This is a genomic window from Sphingomonas rhamnosi (assembly GCF_036663615.1).
Lineage (GTDB): Bacteria > Pseudomonadota > Alphaproteobacteria > Sphingomonadales > Sphingomonadaceae > Sphingomonas.
Window position 1 is genome coordinate 67,986 of record NZ_JAXOJJ010000002.1, and the last position, 17,250, is coordinate 85,235.

The 17,250-nt window shown below is 65.5% G+C and carries 14 protein-coding genes; 3 read left to right on the top strand and 11 right to left on the bottom strand.

Translation table 11 applies throughout. The annotated features are described in order from the left end of the window. Nucleotides 1-62: 62 nt before the first annotated feature. The 3 genes from U1701_RS05325 to U1701_RS05335 form a co-directional block, all read right to left on the bottom strand. A complete protein-coding gene (locus U1701_RS05325) occupies nucleotides 63-1,331 on the bottom strand; it encodes an aminotransferase class V-fold PLP-dependent enzyme (protein WP_332781509.1) in 1,269 nt (422 codons plus the stop codon). Further along, the gene (locus tag U1701_RS05330; protein ID WP_332781510.1) at nucleotides 1,331-3,715 is read right to left on the bottom strand and encodes a TonB-dependent receptor plug domain-containing protein; all 2,385 of its coding nucleotides are present in this window, start codon (nucleotides 3,713-3,715) and stop codon (nucleotides 1,331-1,333) included. Before U1701_RS05330 ends, U1701_RS05325 begins: the two co-directional genes overlap by 1 nt. 252 nt (nucleotides 3,716-3,967) lie before the next feature. Beyond that, entirely contained in the window at nucleotides 3,968-4,876 is a 909-nt protein-coding gene (locus U1701_RS05335) for a LysR family transcriptional regulator (protein WP_332781511.1), read from the bottom strand. 84 nt (nucleotides 4,877-4,960) lie between these two features. Between U1701_RS05335 and U1701_RS05340 the strand changes: the two genes are divergently transcribed. Then, nucleotides 4,961-5,839: an NAD(P)H-binding protein gene (locus U1701_RS05340; protein WP_332781512.1), complete on the top strand. Its 879-nt coding sequence runs from the start codon at nucleotides 4,961-4,963 to the stop codon at nucleotides 5,837-5,839. A gap of 19 nt (nucleotides 5,840-5,858) precedes the next feature. On the opposite strand, the gene U1701_RS05345 is transcribed toward U1701_RS05340, so the two are convergent. Beyond that, nucleotides 5,859-6,770, bottom strand: coding sequence for a LysR family transcriptional regulator (locus U1701_RS05345; RefSeq protein ID WP_332781513.1), 912 nt, complete (start codon nucleotides 6,768-6,770; stop codon nucleotides 5,859-5,861). Nucleotides 6,771-6,895: 125 nt separating this feature from the next. Here U1701_RS05345 and U1701_RS05350 point away from each other — a divergent pair, with 125 nt between their 5' ends. Continuing rightward, the gene (locus tag U1701_RS05350) at nucleotides 6,896-7,747 is read left to right on the top strand and encodes an alpha/beta fold hydrolase (protein WP_332781514.1); all 852 of its coding nucleotides are present in this window, start codon (nucleotides 6,896-6,898) and stop codon (nucleotides 7,745-7,747) included. 87 nt (nucleotides 7,748-7,834) lie between these two features. Next, the gene (locus tag U1701_RS05355) at nucleotides 7,835-8,947 is read left to right on the top strand and encodes an alpha/beta fold hydrolase (RefSeq protein WP_332781515.1); all 1,113 of its coding nucleotides are present in this window, start codon (nucleotides 7,835-7,837) and stop codon (nucleotides 8,945-8,947) included. Nucleotides 8,948-9,279: 332 nt separating this feature from the next. On the opposite strand, the gene U1701_RS05360 is transcribed toward U1701_RS05355, so the two are convergent. The 7 genes from U1701_RS05360 to U1701_RS05390 form a co-directional block, all read right to left on the bottom strand. Further along, nucleotides 9,280-10,245 carry a fumarylacetoacetate hydrolase family protein gene (locus U1701_RS05360; protein WP_332781516.1) on the bottom strand — a complete coding sequence of 322 codons (966 nt, stop codon included), beginning with the start codon at nucleotides 10,243-10,245 and terminating at the stop codon, nucleotides 9,280-9,282. 46 nt (nucleotides 10,246-10,291) lie between these two features. Beyond that, nucleotides 10,292-11,071, bottom strand: a complete 780-nt coding sequence (locus U1701_RS05365) for a cyclase family protein (RefSeq protein ID WP_332781517.1) — start codon at nucleotides 11,069-11,071, stop codon at nucleotides 10,292-10,294. Then, nucleotides 11,068-11,493, bottom strand: coding sequence for a hypothetical protein (locus tag U1701_RS05370; protein WP_332781518.1), 426 nt, complete (start codon nucleotides 11,491-11,493; stop codon nucleotides 11,068-11,070). Before U1701_RS05370 ends, U1701_RS05365 begins: the two co-directional genes overlap by 4 nt. After that, nucleotides 11,490-12,647, bottom strand: coding sequence for an alpha/beta hydrolase family protein (locus U1701_RS05375; protein ID WP_332781519.1), 1,158 nt, complete (start codon nucleotides 12,645-12,647; stop codon nucleotides 11,490-11,492). Before U1701_RS05375 ends, U1701_RS05370 begins: the two co-directional genes overlap by 4 nt. 3 nt (nucleotides 12,648-12,650) lie before the next feature. Beyond that, a complete protein-coding gene (locus tag U1701_RS05380) occupies nucleotides 12,651-13,553 on the bottom strand; it encodes a VOC family protein (protein ID WP_332781520.1) in 903 nt (300 codons plus the stop codon). 34 nt (nucleotides 13,554-13,587) lie between these two features. Then, a complete protein-coding gene (locus U1701_RS05385) occupies nucleotides 13,588-14,703 on the bottom strand; it encodes an FAD-dependent oxidoreductase (protein ID WP_332781521.1) in 1,116 nt (371 codons plus the stop codon). Between the two features lie 75 nt (nucleotides 14,704-14,778). Beyond that, nucleotides 14,779-17,187 (bottom strand): TonB-dependent receptor, encoded by a 2,409-nt coding sequence (locus tag U1701_RS05390; RefSeq protein ID WP_332781522.1) that lies wholly within the window; start codon nucleotides 17,185-17,187, stop codon nucleotides 14,779-14,781. Nucleotides 17,188-17,250 lie beyond the last annotated feature (63 nt).

Consider the following 17,250-nt stretch of genomic DNA (forward strand, 5'->3'; position numbering starts at 1 on the left):
GGAGGGCGAACGCACTGCCCAAGGGCGTTTCCTGGGTCGTTTCGGACCCGCCGAGCGAGTGTTTACTGACCAATTATCTTCAGTGCTGCGGCCAGCGCATCCATATCGGCCATCGTGTTGAACAACGCTGGTGTCACCCGCACGCACGCGCCCGCTGCGGGGCCGTCGCGATAGACCGTGAAGATCCGAAACTCCTCCAGCAACCGCTTCGCCACCGCGATATTGTCTGCAGCGCTCGTCCTTCCCTTGAAGCGGAAGGACGTGATCCCGCCATGGAGCGCGGCATCGTCCTGGGTCAGGATCTCGATGCCGGCGAAAGGTCTGACCTGATCGACCCAGCGATTGCGGAGCGCAGCGAGGCGATTTGCACGGCGCTTGCTGCCGATCGTGTTTTGAAATGCCAGCGCCGCGGGGATCGTCAACGGCGCGGCGAAATCCACCGTGCCGGTGTGGATACGCGCGTTGATGGTGTCACGGTCGGACGCTGGGTTGGCCGGATCGCAATCGATCGCAGCGAGTGCGCCCTGCCGGATATGGATCGCGCCGACGCCCAGGGGCGCGCCGAGCCATTTGTGGCAGTTGATGCCGACATAGTCGCAATCGAGATCGGCAAGCGTCATGTCGAGCTGGCACCAACTGTGCGCCGCATCGACGATCGTGGCGATGCCGCGCGCGCGGGCCATCGCGGCGATCTCGCGCACCGGCAAGACAAGGCCGGTGCGGTGGCTGAGATGCGTCAGCAGGATCAGTTTCAGGCGCGGATTGGCCTCCATTGCGGACGCATAGGTGTCGATGAGCGACTGGCGCGTGGCGGGCTGGGGTAGGGCGATCTTGATGACCGACACGCCGCGATGGGCCTTGAGGCTGTCCATGCACGCCTGCATGCTGTCGTAATCGAGATCGGCATAGAGAACTGCGTCGCCGGGCGTCAGCGCGTTGTAGCCGAGGATCAGCGCCTTCAATGCCTCGGTCGCGTTGCGGGTGAAGGCGATTTCCTCTGCGGGCACCCGTACCGTCGCGGCCAACGCGTCGCGCGCGGCCATCCAGTCCTTCATCATGCCCCGGCGGGTGTAATAGCTGGTGTCGCGGTTCACCCGTTCGAGATTGCGTTCATATGCTTGCAGTACCGGCCGGGCCATCATGCCCCAATTGCCGTTTTCGAGCTGGATCACCTCGCGAGTGACGTCATACTGTGACGCTACGCCCTTCCAGAACGCTTCGTCCTGGGTCGCCGCCGGACGGGGAAACGCGCTCGCCGGAACCGCCGCGACGGCGGCGGCTCCGGTCAGGAACAGGCGGCGATCCAATGTAGCTGCGACGATACCGGACATCAGAAGCTCATCCCAATCCGCACATAATATTGCCCGCCATCGGTATCGTAGGGTGCGTTGCGCGAATAGATCAGGCCACGCACCGCCTGGTTCGTCGCCTCGTCCGGATAGGTGTTGGCGACGTTCTCCGCACCGACCCGCAACGTGAAATGCTGATCGAATTTGTAGGCTGCCGATACGTCGAACAGCGCGATCGATCCGAAGCGCTGGAACAGCTCCCCAATCGCGTTGCCGGTGACGTCGGTCCAGGCGCCGTAATAGCGCGCCCGTGCAACGAGCGAGAGCGCGCCGATGTCGTAGCCCAACGTCGCGGTACCATTATGCTTAGGCAGGCGCTCCTCGAAGATCCGCCGCTGGGTGTCGTTGGGGATCGCCGCGCTGGTGCCGCTGCGCACCTTGGTCTGGTTGTAGTTGTAGGCGAGGCTGAGATTCGCGCGGCCCGGCCCGACGCGGTGACCGTAGCCGATCACCGCATCGATACCGCGCGTGCGCGTATCGAAATCGTTGGTGAAATAGCTGACCGCGGTAAAGCGCTGCGGGTTGGCGAAGCTGGCTGGCACCGCAAATGTGCGCGACTGGCTGAAGCGGTTATCGACGTCGATCTGATAGAGGTCGACGCTCGCCGTCAGGCCGAAACGGCTCTGGAAGGTGAGGCCTGCGGTCCCGGTCTTCGACGTTTCGGGTGTCAGCGGCGTGGCACCCAACGCGATTGCGAGCGGATCCCTGGGTGACAGACGGCCCTGGTTAAAGACCTGCAACGTCGTCGTATCGAGCCCCTGCGTGGTCTGCGAGGTATTGAGCTGCGCCGGCGTCGGCGCGCGGAAGCCGGTGGAATAGGTGCCACGCGCTGCGATGCCCTTCACCGGTTCGAACCGCGCTGAAAGCTTGTAGTTGAACGTGTCGCCGAATTCCGAGAAATCCTCGTAGCGGCCAGCGGCCCCCAACGTCACCATCTCGATCGGCTGCCATTCCAGATCGACGTAGCCGGCGTAGCTGGTCTGGTCGAAGGTGCCGGCAAGCGCGGGGCTGAAGCCCGGAAAGCCGTTAGAATTGGGCGCGAGGCCGGTCGCCGCGCCGGCGCCGATGGCGTAGGATGCGGGATCGCCCGCCGAAACTTGATAAGTTTCGCGGCGACGTTCGGCACCGAACGCGACGTTGACCGGCTGTGCCGTGCCGACCGGAAGGCGATAGACGAAATCGGCGTTCAGATTGAATTCGCGCTGTTCGAGGCGACCGAGATAGAAGCTGGTCGGGCTTACCGGCCCGAGCGAGGCATTGAGGCTCTCGTTCAGCGTATAATCGATCCGGCTACGCCCGAACGCCGCGCTGAGATCGTAGCTGAACCGGTCACTCAGATCGCCGCGCAGACCGGTGTCGCCCTGATAGTCGCTGTACGTCGTGCCGAAGCGCGGCGAGAAGCCCAGCGGATAGACGGTGTTGAACGAAAAGCCCGGAAACGCGCTGCTGGCGCCGTACACGCTGCTGGTCCCGGCGGGATTGCGCCAGTTGAAATCGGTCACGCCTTCGCCGCTTTGCGCGGTGCCGAAGACGTACAGCTTAGCGGCGTCGCTGAACGCATAATTGGCATCGAGAGCGCCGCGGATACGCTCCTCATCGGGCTGGCCCCAGCGCTGTACCGGGGCCGGCACGGACAGGGTGGGGTTGGCCGCCTGGAACGCGATGGCGTCGGGACGTTGGCGCGTGCGCGATGTCGCTTCGCTATGATCATATTCGCCGGTGACGACCAGCGTGCCACGATCGCCGAGCGCGATGCCGCCCCGTGCGCCGGTCTGATATTCCTTACCGTCGCCCTTATAATACTGAGAATATTGGCCGAACGCATCCATGCCGGCGGTGTCGTCGAGGATGATATTGACGACGCCGGCGATCGCGTCCGAGCCATATTGTGCGGACGCGCCGTCGCGCAGCACTTCGATCCGCTTGATCGCGAGCGAAGGGATGCCGGCGAGATCGGGTGCCTGCGCCCCGCGCGTACCGAGCAGCGCGGAACGGTGATAGCGCTTGCCGTTGACGAGCACGAGCGTCTGGTCGGCGGACAGGCCGCGAAGGCTGGCGGGCCGCACGAACGCTTGCCCATCCGCCGCGGGAAGGCGCTGGACGTTGAACGAGGGCAGCAACTGCGCGAGCGTGTCGGACAGGTCGCCGGAAACGCTCGATCGCACGGCGTCGGCTGACAGGACGTCGACGGGCGCGAGCGTATCGAACTGGGTGCGCGAGCGATCACGCGTGCCGGTGACGACGATCTGGTTCTCGGTATCCGCCTGGTCCGAGGACGACGGCGAGGGCAGGTCCTGCGCCGTTTGTGCAAGCGCGGGCGTGCCGGCGAGCAGCGCGATCAGCGCGCTGCTGGTGATGAATTTCATGATGCCCCTGAATGTTGCCGACTTGGGTCCGTCGGTTCGAAGGGCAGCTAGGCTGGGCGCATTTCATCGTGATGGCGGGACGGCGGCGTTTCGATGACGCAGCGATCGCCGCTTATACCAGCTTCGAGGTCGCTGATTCTAGATGAACGAGCGTCCGGAGCCGGCGCGCGCTGCAAGGGCCTTGAACGTCCGCTACTGGGTCAAGCCGGCGGTGCCTGCCATTAGCTCAGACCCGATCTGCTGATCGACCGGCTATGCATTCTCGCTGCGCTCGCCGCAAACCTCTATAAACGCTCGAAGTGGCGGTGATGCGAGCCTGTTGGGATAGTAGAGCCGCGGGCCGTCGAACTCCGGCCAATGCTCAGGCAGGACCGGGACGAGCGATCCCCGGCGTAGGTCGTCTTCCAGCCAGTTTCGAAAAACGCAGATGATCCCCAAACCGGCTCGAGCATAAGCCAGGCCGGAATTGAGCGCATTCACGCCGAGCACCAGCTTCGTGACGGGCGTCACTTCGGCAGCAGCGCCGCCCTGCTGCAACCTCCACGGGATCAGCGAACCATTCAGCAGCCGGTAGCGGATCGCATCATGATAGGTCAGATCCTCAAGCGACCGCGGCATCCCCCTATGTGCGAGATAGTCCGGCGAGGCAGCCAGCCCGACCTCTTGTCGACGCGGGCCGATTGGCACCGAGATCATGCCCTGTTCCAGCGCGGTGCCGTAACGGATGCCTGCGTCGCACCCGTCGGCAACGATATCGACGAGACCGTTCTCGACGAAGATCTCGACGATGACGTCCGGGTGACGTTGCTGATATGCGGTCAGCAGTCGAGGAAGGATGTCCGGCATGACGGCGCCCGGCACGTTGAGCTTCAGTCGGCCGCGAACATGCTCTGCGCCGCCGGCCGTGTCGGCACAGGCGAGGTCAATGTCTGCAAAGAGCGGCGCGATACGATCCGCGAGTGCCCGCCCTTGATCGGTCGCGCGGACGCTGCGCGTGGTGCGCAGTAAGAGCGGTGTACCAAGTTCCCGCTCCAGCCGAGAGACGGTCGTGCTCACCCTGGACACCGCCATTCCCAAGCGTTGCGCCGCAGCACGGAAGCCACCGTCGTGCAGCACGGCAAGAAAGACTCTCAGATCATCGGCGCGGACATTGTTCGGCATGGAGAACGACCTGTTCCGGATTGCCCGGCTTATCATATGCCTGTGGATCAATCACTTCTGACCGCATCATCAGCCGGAGGCAATATGCTCATCATCACCGGAGCGACAGGACAGTTGGGGAAGAGGATCGTCGCCAATCTCCTGCGGCGTGTTCCTGTGCAGCGGATCGGCGTCAGCGTTCGCTCGCCTGACAGGGCAACCGACTTGGCCGCGCAGGGCGTTCGAGTTCGGCAGGGCGACTATGATCGGCCGGAAAGCCTGCGACATGCCTGGGAAGGCGCGGGGCAGGTGTTGTTGATCTCCTCCAACGCAGCGGCTTATGGCGGCGATCCGATCGCGCAGCACGCCAACGCCATCGCTGTGGCCAGCGACCTGGGTGTCGAACGCATCTTCTACACCAGCCAGATTTCCGCCTCGCCCACGTCGCTGTTCCCGCCGGGGCGGGATCATGCGGCAACGGAGGCGCTGCTGGCGGGGTCCGGAATCGCATGGACCGCGCTCCGCCACGGCTTCTACGCGCAAAGCCTGTTGGCGATGCAGGCAGAAGGGCTTGCGAACGGCAGGATCACGGCGCCTGCGGACGGCCCGGTAGCGTGGACAACCCACGACGACCTCGCTGCGGCGGACGCAGCGCTGCTTGCCGGCGATCAGGTCATTGACGGTCCGACCCCGCCACTGACCGGGCCGGAGGCCCTGAACCTTGCCGAGATTGCGCGTCTCGCGAGCGAGGTGCGGGAGATGCCAGTCGCGCTTACCCTGATCAGCCTGGAGAATCTCGATCTTCGCGCACGTGAGAACGGCGTTCCCGCCGGTGCTCGCGCGGTCATGCTGGGGTATTTTCGCGCAGCTGAGGCAGGCGAGTTTGCGGCGGTCGATCCGGCGCTCACCGCCATTCTTGGACATCGGCCGACTGGCATGCGTGAGTTTCTCGCAACGCACCTGCCAGGCGCGAAGCCGCGATGAACCTGCGCAACTTAGGGGTTTATCCCTGATCCTCGGCCGCCGTGGCGCTGCGCAGGAGGTCTTGAAGGGCAGACGATAGAAGGTCTGCGACACGCCTGATCCGGGCATTGCCGCGGACCTCCTCGCTCATCACCAACCAGACCGGCAACGCGCCCAATGTGATGTCGGCGTCCACCTGTTCGAGATCGGGATAGCGATTTGCCAGGACCACTTGCGCGATCGCGATGCCGGCGCCCGCGAGCAAGAGGTTCCAGGAAAGCATCGCATCATCGGTTCGAACAGCGAAGTCCTCGCGCGTGAGCGGAATGATACGCTCGGCGAAGGCGCGGATCAGAAAGTCGCCCCGATCGAGGCCGATCATATCATGGCGACGAAGGTCCTCGCTTGATATGACACGACCGCGCCGATCGAAATAGGACCGGGTCGCGAACAGCCCCAGTGGCGTATCGCCCAGCTTGCGGGCGATCAGCGCGTTCTGCGTCGGATCGGCCATGCGGATGGCGATGTCGGCGTCTCGACGCAGCAGGTTCTGGTTGGTGTCCGAGGCGACGATCTCGATCTGGATGCTCGGTTCCGCCTGCCGCACGGCTGCGACAATCGGTGGCAGCATCAGGTTGGCGACGATGACCGACGCCGTGATCCGCACGGTTCCAAACAGCTGTTGCGAGCGGCCCTGCGCCTTCAGGTTCAGCGCCTCGGCCGCCGCGCCCATGGCCCGGGCATCCTCGATCAGGCCCAGGGCCGCCGGTGTCGGGTCAAGTCCCTGCGCTGACCGCGTAAACAGGATCACCCCGAGCCCCGTCTCCAATTCCCGGATGTGTCGGCTCAATGTCGGCTGGGTTGCACCGATGCGCTTCGCGGCCGTCGATAGCGAGCCGCCCTCGACGACGGCGAGGAAGGAGCGGAGCAGCGCCCAATCGAGGCTATTCATTTTTGAAACGACCTAATGCCGAAATGCCGAATTACCCTGCGAAATTAGAGGGGCTACTTCGAGTAGGTCAACAACGAAGATCGCGGGGCCAGACCGGTGATCGATAAGCGAGAAGCGAGCACGCCATGAACATTGTCAGCACCAAGACCCAGTTCATCGAAACCGAAGGCGGCCGCGTCGCCTTCGAAGACACCGGCGGCAACGGCCCCGCCATCCTCGCAATTCCGGGCATGGGCGATCTGCGCTCTGAATACCGCATGATCCGGCCGCTCCTGCAACAGGCGGGCTACCGTGTGATCACGATCGACGCGCGCGGCTTTGGCGAGACCTCGGCAAAATGGAGCGACTATTCGGCTCGAGCCGTCGGCCGCGACGCCGTTGCGGTGCTCAAGCATCTTGGTACCGGTCCGGCGACGATCCTTGGAAATTCCTTTGCGGCCGGTTCGGCGCTCTGGGCGGCGCAGGATGCGCCGGAGCAGGTCACGGGTGTCGTGCTGCTGGGGCCGATCGTCCGCGATCTGGAGGCATCCTTCATCCAGAAGCTGTCGCTCAAGATCGGGTTCGCCGGACCGTGGAAGGTCGGGTTCTGGACGATGTACTGGAACACGCTGTTCCCGACGCACAAGCCCGCCGATCACGCGCAGATCAAGGCGGCGATCACGCAGAACCTGCGCGAGCCGGGACGTATGGACGCGCTGATGGCGATGCTCGCTTTGTCGAAGGCCGACACTGCCGCGATTCTCGAGCAAACCAAGGTGCCGACTCTTGTCGTGATGGGCACCAAGGATCCGGATTTTGCCGACCCGATCGAAGAAGCGCGCATGCTCGCCGGCAAAATGAAGGCGGAGACCATGATCGTCGATGGTGCCGGGCATTATCCCCATGCCGAGATGGCGGATCTCGTCGCGCCAAGAGTCGTGGCATTCATCGGCGGCCTTCCGGGGAACAGCTCCAAAGCTGCCGCACGCACGGCTTGAACCCGTCGCGCAAGACTCGAAGGAGGACCTGACTTGAGCACTTCACCCTATGGCGGCAACACGCTTCCCGGCGGCGTTCGCTCGCGCATGATCCACGGGGTCAACGGCCTCGACGTCCACATTCTCGAGGCAGGGTATCAGAGCCGGGGTCGGCCGCTTGCGCTGCTGCTGCACGGCTTTCCAGACCTGGCATATGGTTGGCGGCACCTGATGCCGATTCTCGCCGATGCCGGCTATCATGTCGTGGCACCCGACCAGCGCGGTTTCGGTCGCACCGCCGGCTGGGTGAACGACTATGACGCCCCGTTAGCGCCCTTCAGCCTCCTGAACGTCACGCGCGACGCGCTCGGCCTGGTGTCGGCGCTGGGCTACCAGCGAACGGCGATGCTGGTCGGGCACGATTTTGGTTCACCCGTCGCGGCCTATTGCGCGCTGGCCCGGCCCGATGTTTTCCCTTCAGTCGTGCTGATGAGCGCGCCGTTTCCAGGCGCGCCGGCGTTCCCGTTCAATACGGCGGAGAGCGGCGCGTCACCGGCTCAGCCGAACACTGCTGGTCAGCTGGCGGCCGCGCTGGCGTCGCTCAGCCCGCCCAGAATGCTCTACCAACAGTATCTGAGCACACGCGAAGCGAACGACGATCTTTCACGCCCCGCTCAAGGCGTGCACGCGTTTCTGCGGACGTTCTTCCACGTCAAAAGCGCGGACTGGTTGGGCAACAGCCCTCGACCGCTGGAAACGCCGACTGCCGAGGCGTTCGCGCAACTCCCCACATATTACATCATGGAGCGCGGCAAGACGTTGCCCGAGAACGTCGCCCCGTTCGAACCTTCGGCGGCCGAGGTTGCGGCGTGCCAATGGCTCACCGAACCGGAACTGGCTGTCTATACCGAGGAGTATAGCCGCACCGGTTTTCAGGGCGGCTTGCAGACGTACCGCGTCTATACCGATCCCGTCCTGACGGCTGAGCTACGCTTGTTCTCGGGCAGAACGATAGACGTCCCGTCGCTGTTCGTTGGCGGAAATAGCGACTGGGCGACTTATGTATCGCCGGGCGCCCTCGAAATGATGAAGACGAATGCGACAACGCGGCTGAACGCCATCCACCTGATCGAGGGTGCGGGCCATTGGATTCAACAGGAGCAGCCGGCGCGGCTCGGCGCGGTTCTCGTCGCTTTCGCCAATACGGTGCCCTCCGGATAAGCTGCGAGCGCGAAACGCTGCGGAGAAGGGCAGTGGCTCCGACTGCGCCGGCCTCGTTGATCGACAGGCGACGACCGATCTACTTATCAAGAATGCACAACGCCCCGATCAGCCTGTCGTACTTACGGAACGGGGCAGATGCCTATCCAGACAGGCTATTCAGGCGTGTGGCACGCGTCACAGACGAAGCGCCTCAACGCGCAGTGAGCCGGCTCAGCCGATCACGCCATCCGTCATATTGTAGTGATGCCGCGTGCCGAACGGCCCGTCGCCGACGACGTGCGGTCCATCGACTGACGTTCGGTAGGTGAACTCGGCATCTCCGCACCCGACTAAGGCACTCTCGTTACAACACGCTGATCGATCTTGCCGAACAATGGCACCCCATCCTCACTGCGAGCCTCCATGCGCAAACGGTCGCCGAACCGCATGTACTGCGTCACCGGCGCACCCTGCTCGATGATCTCGATCCCGCGACGCTCGGCGATGCAGGTCGATCCGACGGCGGCGTGATCCGCGTTCGATACCGTGCCCGAACCAATGATCGTGCCTGCGGGCAGGGCGCGCGTGCGCGCCGCGTGCGCGATCAGCTCGTGGAATCCGTAAGCCATTTCGCGGCCGTTCGGGCGGCCGAACAGCGCGTCGTTCCAATGCACTTCGAGCGGCAGGCATACCCGCCCGTCGCGCCACGCAGGTCCGAGCGCGTCCGGAGTGACCGCGACCGGCGCCATGCTGCAGGCGGGCTTGCCGTGGATCCAGCCGAACCCCGTCTTCATCTCGGGCATGGCGAGCGTCCGCAGCGACCAGTCGTTGATCTGCACGACGAGCCGGATGCGATGCAGCGCGTCCGCCGCGCCCGTGCCCATCGGCACCGCGCCGGTGACGACGCCGAACTCGCCCTCGAAGTCGATGCCGTGCGCTTCGCTCGGCAGGGGAACGTCGTCGTGCGGCCCGAGGAACTGGTGGGACATGCCCTGATACATCAGCGGCAGGTCGGTTTCGATCGGCGGCTTGTTGAAGGCGCGGTCCATCAGCGCGCCGTGGCTCGGGAAGGCCGACCCGTCGAGCCACTGCCAGGCGCGCGGGAGCGGTGCCGCCAGGCTGGCCATGTCCAGCGGTTCGCCGTCGCCTGCGTCGAGCCGGGACGCAATCGCGGCAAGCGCGTCGTGCTGCGTGTCCCAGGCGTCCAGCGCCGCCTGCATCGTCGGTAACGGCGCGGGCAGAAAGCGCGCATGGTCCGCGGAAACGATCACCAGCCGTCCGTCGGGGCCGCCTTCGCGCCGTGTCGCAAGCCTCATCATCGCGTCCCTTGTCTGTTCGTGCTTCGCCGACCCGACCGGCCGATCAGTCCTCGATGATGGCGACGGCGCGCGTCCACCCGGCCGAGGCGCCGCGGATCTTGTGCGGGAAGCAGCTGACGGTGAAGCCGTGCGCGGGCAACGCTTCGAGGTTGTGGAGCTTTTCGAGGTGGCAATAGCCGATGTCGCGCCCGGCCTTGTGGCCTTCCCAGATCAGCGAGGTGTCGCCGGTCTTGGCGACGCGCTTGGCGGTGTAGCTGAACGGCGCGTCCCAGCTCCACGCATCGGTGCCCGTGACCCGCACCCCGCGCGAGGTGAGATACATCGTCGCCTCATAGCCCATGCCGCACCCAGCGTTGAGGAAGTCGGGGCTGCCCAGCGCGCTGCCTGCGCGGGTGTTGATCAGGACGATGTCGAGCGGCTGGAGATCATGCCCGATCCGCTTCAGCTCCGCCTCGACATCGGCCGCGGTGGCGACATAGCCGTCCGCAAGGCCGCGAAAGTCGAGCTTGACGCCCGGCCGGAAACACCAGTCGAGCGGCACCTCGTCGATCGTGATCGCGCGCTCGCCGCCGTCCATCGTCGGATGATAATGCCATGGCGCGTCGAGATGCGTGCCGTTGTGCGTGGTCAGCGTGACGGTCTCGGCCGCGCCGAAGCCCTGTCCGCCCGGCAGCTGTTCGGCAGTGATGCCAGGGAAGAAGGGCTGCATCTCGGCCACCGTCTCGAGATGCGTCTGGTATGTGATCTTCGGTCGCATGAAGGGCGGATCGGCGACGGTCTCGTTGTCGAGCGTGATCGACAGATCGATGAAGCGACGGCTCATGATTCACCTCGGGCAGGGGCGGCGAGCGCGCCGCGGACCGCGATCGGCGTCACGATCGCCGACAGTACGGCCGAGAAGACCACCTTGATCGCAAGACCGGTCGTCGGCGGTATCGGCGCACCGTTGGCGAACAGCAGATACGCGCCGCCGCCGCCGATCGCCAGCGAGGCGAGCGCCAGCAGGAGCGCGCGCATGACGATCGGCGGGATCGCAGCCTTGCCCTTGCGCCCGATCAGGATGCCCGGGATGATCGTGCCCATCAGCGCGACCATGAAGGACTGCGGCACGAAATCGAACGCGAAGGCTTGCGGCGCGATCGGCCCGGACAGCCCGAACATCGCGAAGAAGAAGCCGAGCGTGATGGCGACGTTGATCGCCATGCTGAGCAGCGTTTCGCGCAGGATGATCGCCCGCGCGGTCATGCCGTCCGGCCGCCCAGCCGCTCGGCGAACCAGTCGGCGATATAGTCGCGGGCAAAGCTCATATTGTCCGCGCCGACATGCTCGACACCGCCTTCGCGCGGCGTGAAGATCTTGAGCTCGCGGTCGGGGCTGTTGACCAGCTGATCGAAGGATTGATGCGCGTATTCGAGCGCGATCTGGCGGTCGCGTTCGCCGTGGGTGACGAGGAACGGCACGCGGATCCGCTCCATCACGCCGTCCAGCGTCATGCCCTGCGCCTTTTCCAGAAAATCCTCCATGCCGTCGGCCCCGAAGACCCAGTGCACGTGCGACCAGTAATGCGGCACCGGGTTCTCGCCCTCGCGGCGCATCCGCTTCTGCTGCACTTCGGCCCAGTTGTGGTTGGCGCCCCACACCGCACCGGCGGCGAAGCGCGGCTCGAACGCGACCGCGCGCGGGGCGAAATAGCCGCCGAGCGAGATCCCGGTCATGCCGATGCGGCTCGCATCGACGAAGGGCTGCGTTTCGGCCCAATCGACCCAGCGCGACGCCCAGGCCTCGGCCTCGTGCGTCACCGGCAGGTCGTGCAGCCGGATCGCCTCGCCCGTGCCCGGCTGGTCGACGCAGAGGCACGATATCCCGCGCGCCGCCAACGCATGCGGCAACCACGAGAAGTACAGCAGCTCCTTCGTGCTATCGAGGCCGTTGCAGTAGATCACGAGGGGCGAGGGGCCATCGCCCGCCGCGCGCGTCAGCAGCGCCGACAGCTCGGCGCCCTGATAGGGGATCGTCACCGGCTCGACATTGTCCTTCGCCATGCGCGTGCCGCGGGCAAAGGAGTCGAGCCCTTTGGCATAGGTTTCCTGCCGGCCGTCGGAGCCATGCGCCTGCATCCGTTCGGCCACGCCGAAATAGAGTGCGGCGCGCTTCAGCTTCTCGCCCGCCGACAACAGCCGCCCGAGTGCCTCGTCCTCGGTGGCGAGCCCGACCAGCTTGTCCGCCATCTCGACCCAGGCGCGCATGAACACCGGCGTGCCGGCGTCGCCGCCCTGTGCTGCCGCCTCGCGGATCGGCTGGCACATGTCGATGATCTCGCCGATCCGCCCGCCGCTCTCCAGCGCGATCGCCAGGCTGAGATTCCAGATATAGTTCGGGAAATATTCGAACAATGCCATGGCTCAGACCGCCGCCGGCACGAACAGCCCGGCATCGGCTTCGGGATGCGGCATCGCCTGCGGGCCGCCGGTGCCGATCGACCACTGGTCCATCGTGCCCGGTCCGAGCGGATGCACGGTGTCCTTGTGGGATTCGAAATCGACCTCCTCGAGATCGGACGTGTATTCGACCGCGAAGCCGTTGGGCGTGGTGAAATAGCTGAAGGTGTTGTTCCCCGCGGTGTGGCGGCCGGGGCCCCATTTGATATCCGTTCCCATCTTCCGCAGGCGGGCGATGCCGCGCATCATGTCGTCGACCGTCGGCACGTCATAGGCGACATGGTTGAGGCAGGGCGGGCCGGGCAGGAACGCGATGCGGTGATGCGACGTACCGCAGCGCAGGAAGCACATGAAGTCGCCGAGCCAGTCGGACACCTTGAAACCGAGCACGTCGACGAAGAACGCGACCGCGGCCTTATGGTTGGGCGAGTGCAGGACGATATGGCTGATCTTCTTGGGGATGCCCTCCCAGCGGACCACGTCGCGCGCGGTGCCGCGCTCGACGTCGCTCGAAATCTCGTACGGCAGGCCATCGGGCGAGAAGAAGCGGAAGCCGTAGCCGCCGCCGGGGGCGGTCAGTGCCTGGGGCGGGAAGATCACCGTGCATCCCGCCTCGACGACCTTGGCATGCAGCGCGTCGACCTCGTCGCGGGTCGCGGCCGCCATCGCGATCACGTCGATACGGCGATCCTCCGACGCCCGGAGCCGGACGACGTGGTGTTCGTCATGCCCATGGCAGGCGAAATAGACCATGTCGTCGATCTCGCCGACTTCGCGCAGCTGCCAGGCATCGCGGTAGAATTCGCGCTCCAGCGCGACGTCGGGGACGCCGTAGCCGACATATCGAATATCATTCACTCGTGCCATGATGCTTGTTCCCGATACTGTGTGTCAGCGGTGATCAGATTGGTTGGGCGGTCAGTGCGAACATTTCCGCGGTCGCGCGGGCGTTGTCGACCGGCGGCGCCTGCCCCAGCTGGCCGCGGCAGATCGACAGCGACGTATCGACGATGTAGCGGCAGCGGGCGTAGCGACGCTCGCGATAGGCGGTGAACGCCGCCTCCGGATCGTCGTGCCGGTCGAGTTCTTCGGCGAGGACCAGCGCATCCTCGATCGCCATGCCGGCGCCCTGGCCGAGATGCGGGGTCGTCGCGTGTACGGCATCACCCAGCAGCGCGACGCGGCCCTTGTGCCAGTCGCCCTCCAGCATGAGCGTTTCGAGCGGGCGATACACCACGCCGTCATTGTCGGTGATCAGCGGGATCAGCGCCTGGATGGCGGGCGCGTGCCCGGCCAGCTTCTCGCGCATCGCCGCCGCCAGTTCCTCGCGCGGGTAGCGCGGGTTGCCGGGTTCGGGCGTGGTGACGTACAGATACATCAGCGTCGCGCTGATCGGTACCAGTCCCGCGCCGATCCGGCCGTTATAGACATGCAGCGAGTCCATCCCCGCGGGGCGCGGGAGATTGTAGCGCCAGACCGCCTGTCCGGTGAATACGGGCTTCGGCCCGTCGGGGAACAGCAGCGCGCGGGTCTGCGAATACAGGCCGTCGGCGCCGATCACGATGTCGAACCGGTCCTCGCGCCCGTCCGCAAAGCGCACGTCTACGCCCGCACCGTCGTCGACGAGCATCTCGACGGTCACGCCCAGACGGATGTCGACCCCGTCGGCGGCGGCGCGATCGCCCAGCACCTTGTGCAGCGCCCGCCGGCTGACGCCCACATTGGCGGGATAGCGCTCGATCAGCCGCGGCGACGGCACCTTGGCCACCATCGTCCCGTCGGGGGCATGGACCGACACCGTGTCGAATCCGACGCCCGCCGCGAGATAATCGTCGATCACGCCCAGCTCGGCCATCGCCCGCAGGACATTGCCCTGCTGGATGATGCCGACGCCGTACACCGTCCAGGTCGGGTCACGCTCGATCAGCGTGACCCGGTGGTCGCTGCGCCGCAGCGCGATCGCGGCGGTCAGCCCGCCGATACCACCGCCGATGACGAGAATGGAAAGCTGGCGCATCGTCAATTGGCTTCCTGCAGGGCGATCGGGGCGACGTCGGCGCGGTGCAGCGGAGATTGCGGGAGGCGCATCGCGTCAGAACTTCGCATTCACCCGCACGCCATAGGTGCGCGGTGCCGAGGTGGTGGCGGTCAGGGCAGAGGCGAGGCCGTAGATCGGCGTGTTGAGCACGATCCGGCGATCCTCGATGTTGCGGACGAACGCCGTCAGCTGCCACCGGTCGTCCGCCGGGCCGACACCGATCTGCGCGTTGGTGGTCCAGGTCTCGCCGACCAGCTCCTGCGGCAGGAACTCGACCTGAACGTAGCGGCTGGAGCGATATTGCGTGTCCACCCCGCCGACGAGCTTGAAGTCGCCGACGTTCACCGTTTGCTGCGCGCCCAGGTTGACGGTCCATTTGGGCGCGTTGAACGCCGGGAAGCCCGAACAGTCGATCGTGTAGATATTGCCCGTCAGCGTCTGTCCGCAGCCGGTTAGCGGTGGCGAGGTTCCGACCGGCTGGGTGAAGACGAAGCTGTCATAGCGTGTGTCGAGATACTGGACATTGGCGCTCAGCAGCGTGTCGCGGAACGGCAGGAACTCGATGTCCGCCTCGGCGCCCTTGATCGTCGACTGGCCGATATTCTGGCTGAACTGGCCCTGGTTGCCGTTGGCGTCGACCCCGACCCGACCGATCTGCTGGTCCTTATAATCCCACCAGAAGGCTTCGAGGTTCAGCTGCAGCTTGTTGTCGAACAAGCGGTTCTTCATGCCGATCGTGTAGGCGGTGATGAACTCCGGCGCGTAGCTCTCATACCCGGCGGCGAGCGAGAAGCCGCCCGAGCGATAGCCGCGCTCGACGCTGGCGTAGAGCAGCGAGCGGGCGGACACGTCGAACTCCGCGGCGGCGCGCCACGTCACCTCGTTGTTGCCGAGCGTCGTGTCGACCGGTGTCGCGACCCGCGTCAGGATCGCGCCGGTATTGCCGATCGGACGCGCCTGGCCGATCGGCGGCACGATGAAGGGCGCGGGCAGCTGGTCCATCGTCGCGGTGACCGGGAGCAGCGGCACGGTCGGGCAGCTGGGCACGCCGAAGGCATTGCGCGCCGTGCACACCACCACCAGCACGTCGGCCTGGCCGGCGAAATCCTTCTTGTCGTGCGTGTAGCGAACGCCGCCGATCAGGCGCGCGCGATCCGTGAGGTTCGCGGTCAACCGGCCGAACAGCGCAGCGCTCTTGGTCGACGAGTCGAAGGTCTGGTACGTATTCAGCGCCTGTTGCGCGAAGGTGTAGTTTCCCTTGATCTGCTCGTCGTACAGGAACGCGCCGAGGATGTAGTCGAAGGCGCCGATCCGCTTGCCGGCGAAGCGCGCCTCGAGGCTGAACTGCTCGTCCTTTTCGCGCAGATAGCCGACGAACGATGGTGCCGCGAACTTGTAGTCGAGCGAGGCGCGGCGATAGGCCGGGATGACGGTGAGCGTGCCCGCGCCGGTGTCCCAGGTCGCCTCGCCGTTGAAGCCGTAGAAATGGTTGTTCTGGTAGATGTCATCGTCGAGCGGCGCCGCGTTGCGTCCCGAGACGCCCAGGAACAGGGTCTGCCGGTAGGCCTGCGCCGCGGGATCGAAGATGCCGACCGAGCGATCCAGGCCGGAGGGGACGAAATTATAGGCGCCGGTCGCGCGGTTGAGCGCGTAGGATCCTTCGTAGGACGAGCCGATACCCTTGCCGCCGCTATGCGCGAAGTCGCCGCCGAGGCGGATCTGCAGGTCGGGGGTCAGCTGTACCAGGAGCTGCGCGCGCCCGGCCTGCGTCTTTTCGTCCGACGTGCCGTCGCTCAGATAGCCGCTACGGTCGGTCACCGTGCCCGACACACGAAGCGCGGCATTCGTGCCGAGCGGCACGTTGAGCGCGCCCTGCGCGGCGATCGCGTCGTAATTGCCGTAGCTCGCCACCACGAAGCCCGACGTCTCGCCGAGCCGGGGCTTGGCCGGCAGAATGTTGATCGCGCCCGCGGTGGCGTTGCGCCCGTACAGCGTGCCCTGCGGACCTTTCAGCACTTCGAGCCGCTCGAGATCGTAGAACAACCCCGATGTCGAGGTCGGGCGGCCCAGATACACGCCGTCATAGTTCACCGCGATCGCCGGATCCGAATAGCCGTTGACCGTGAAGTTGCCGACGCCGCGCAGGAAGAACGTCTTGTTCGCGCCGCCCGCGTCCTGGACGTTCAGCGACGGCACGATCCGGTTAAGGTCCGACGGCTGGGTAACGCCCTGGTTGGTCACCTCGCTGCCCGACACCACGTCGATCGCGATGCCGGCGCGCTGGGCGGTCTCCGAACGGCGCTGTGCCGTGACGATGATATCGGCCAGGCCCTCGTCTGGCGATGTCTGCGTTTGGGCGTCTACTATACGCTGACTAGTCCCGCTCCCGACGTCCTGCGCCTGGGCTGCGTGAAGCGACGAAAGCAGCGCAAGTGCACTACTCGCCATAAACCGGATCATCATCCCCACTCTCCTTTTGAGCCGATGTTTCCCGGCTTCGCATCTCATCTTGCAAATGCACCCATA

Excerpts from the sequence above, each read along its gene's own strand:
- U1701_RS05325 (WP_332781509.1), bottom strand. The coding sequence starts at position 1,331 with ATGTCCGGTATCGTCGCAGCTACATTGGATCGCCGCCTGTTCCTGACC.
- U1701_RS05330 (WP_332781510.1), bottom strand. The coding sequence starts at position 3,715 with ATGAAATTCATCACCAGCAGCGCGCTGATCGCGCTGCTCGCCGGCACG.
- U1701_RS05335 (WP_332781511.1), bottom strand. The coding sequence starts at position 4,876 with ATGCCGAACAATGTCCGCGCCGATGATCTGAGAGTCTTTCTTGCCGTG.
- U1701_RS05340 (WP_332781512.1), top strand. The coding sequence starts at position 4,961 with ATGCTCATCATCACCGGAGCGACAGGACAGTTGGGGAAGAGGATCGTC.
- U1701_RS05345 (WP_332781513.1), bottom strand. The coding sequence starts at position 6,770 with ATGAATAGCCTCGATTGGGCGCTGCTCCGCTCCTTCCTCGCCGTCGTC.
- U1701_RS05350 (WP_332781514.1), top strand. The coding sequence starts at position 6,896 with ATGAACATTGTCAGCACCAAGACCCAGTTCATCGAAACCGAAGGCGGC.
- U1701_RS05355 (WP_332781515.1), top strand. The coding sequence starts at position 7,835 with ATGATCCACGGGGTCAACGGCCTCGACGTCCACATTCTCGAGGCAGGG.
- U1701_RS05360 (WP_332781516.1), bottom strand. The coding sequence starts at position 10,245 with ATGAGGCTTGCGACACGGCGCGAAGGCGGCCCCGACGGACGGCTGGTG.
- U1701_RS05365 (WP_332781517.1), bottom strand. The coding sequence starts at position 11,071 with ATGAGCCGTCGCTTCATCGATCTGTCGATCACGCTCGACAACGAGACC.
- U1701_RS05370 (WP_332781518.1), bottom strand. The coding sequence starts at position 11,493 with ATGACCGCGCGGGCGATCATCCTGCGCGAAACGCTGCTCAGCATGGCG.
- U1701_RS05375 (WP_332781519.1), bottom strand. The coding sequence starts at position 12,647 with ATGGCATTGTTCGAATATTTCCCGAACTATATCTGGAATCTCAGCCTG.
- U1701_RS05380 (WP_332781520.1), bottom strand. The coding sequence starts at position 13,553 with ATGGCACGAGTGAATGATATTCGATATGTCGGCTACGGCGTCCCCGAC.
- U1701_RS05385 (WP_332781521.1), bottom strand. The coding sequence starts at position 14,703 with ATGCGCCAGCTTTCCATTCTCGTCATCGGCGGTGGTATCGGCGGGCTG.
- U1701_RS05390 (WP_332781522.1), bottom strand. The coding sequence starts at position 17,187 with ATGATGATCCGGTTTATGGCGAGTAGTGCACTTGCGCTGCTTTCGTCG.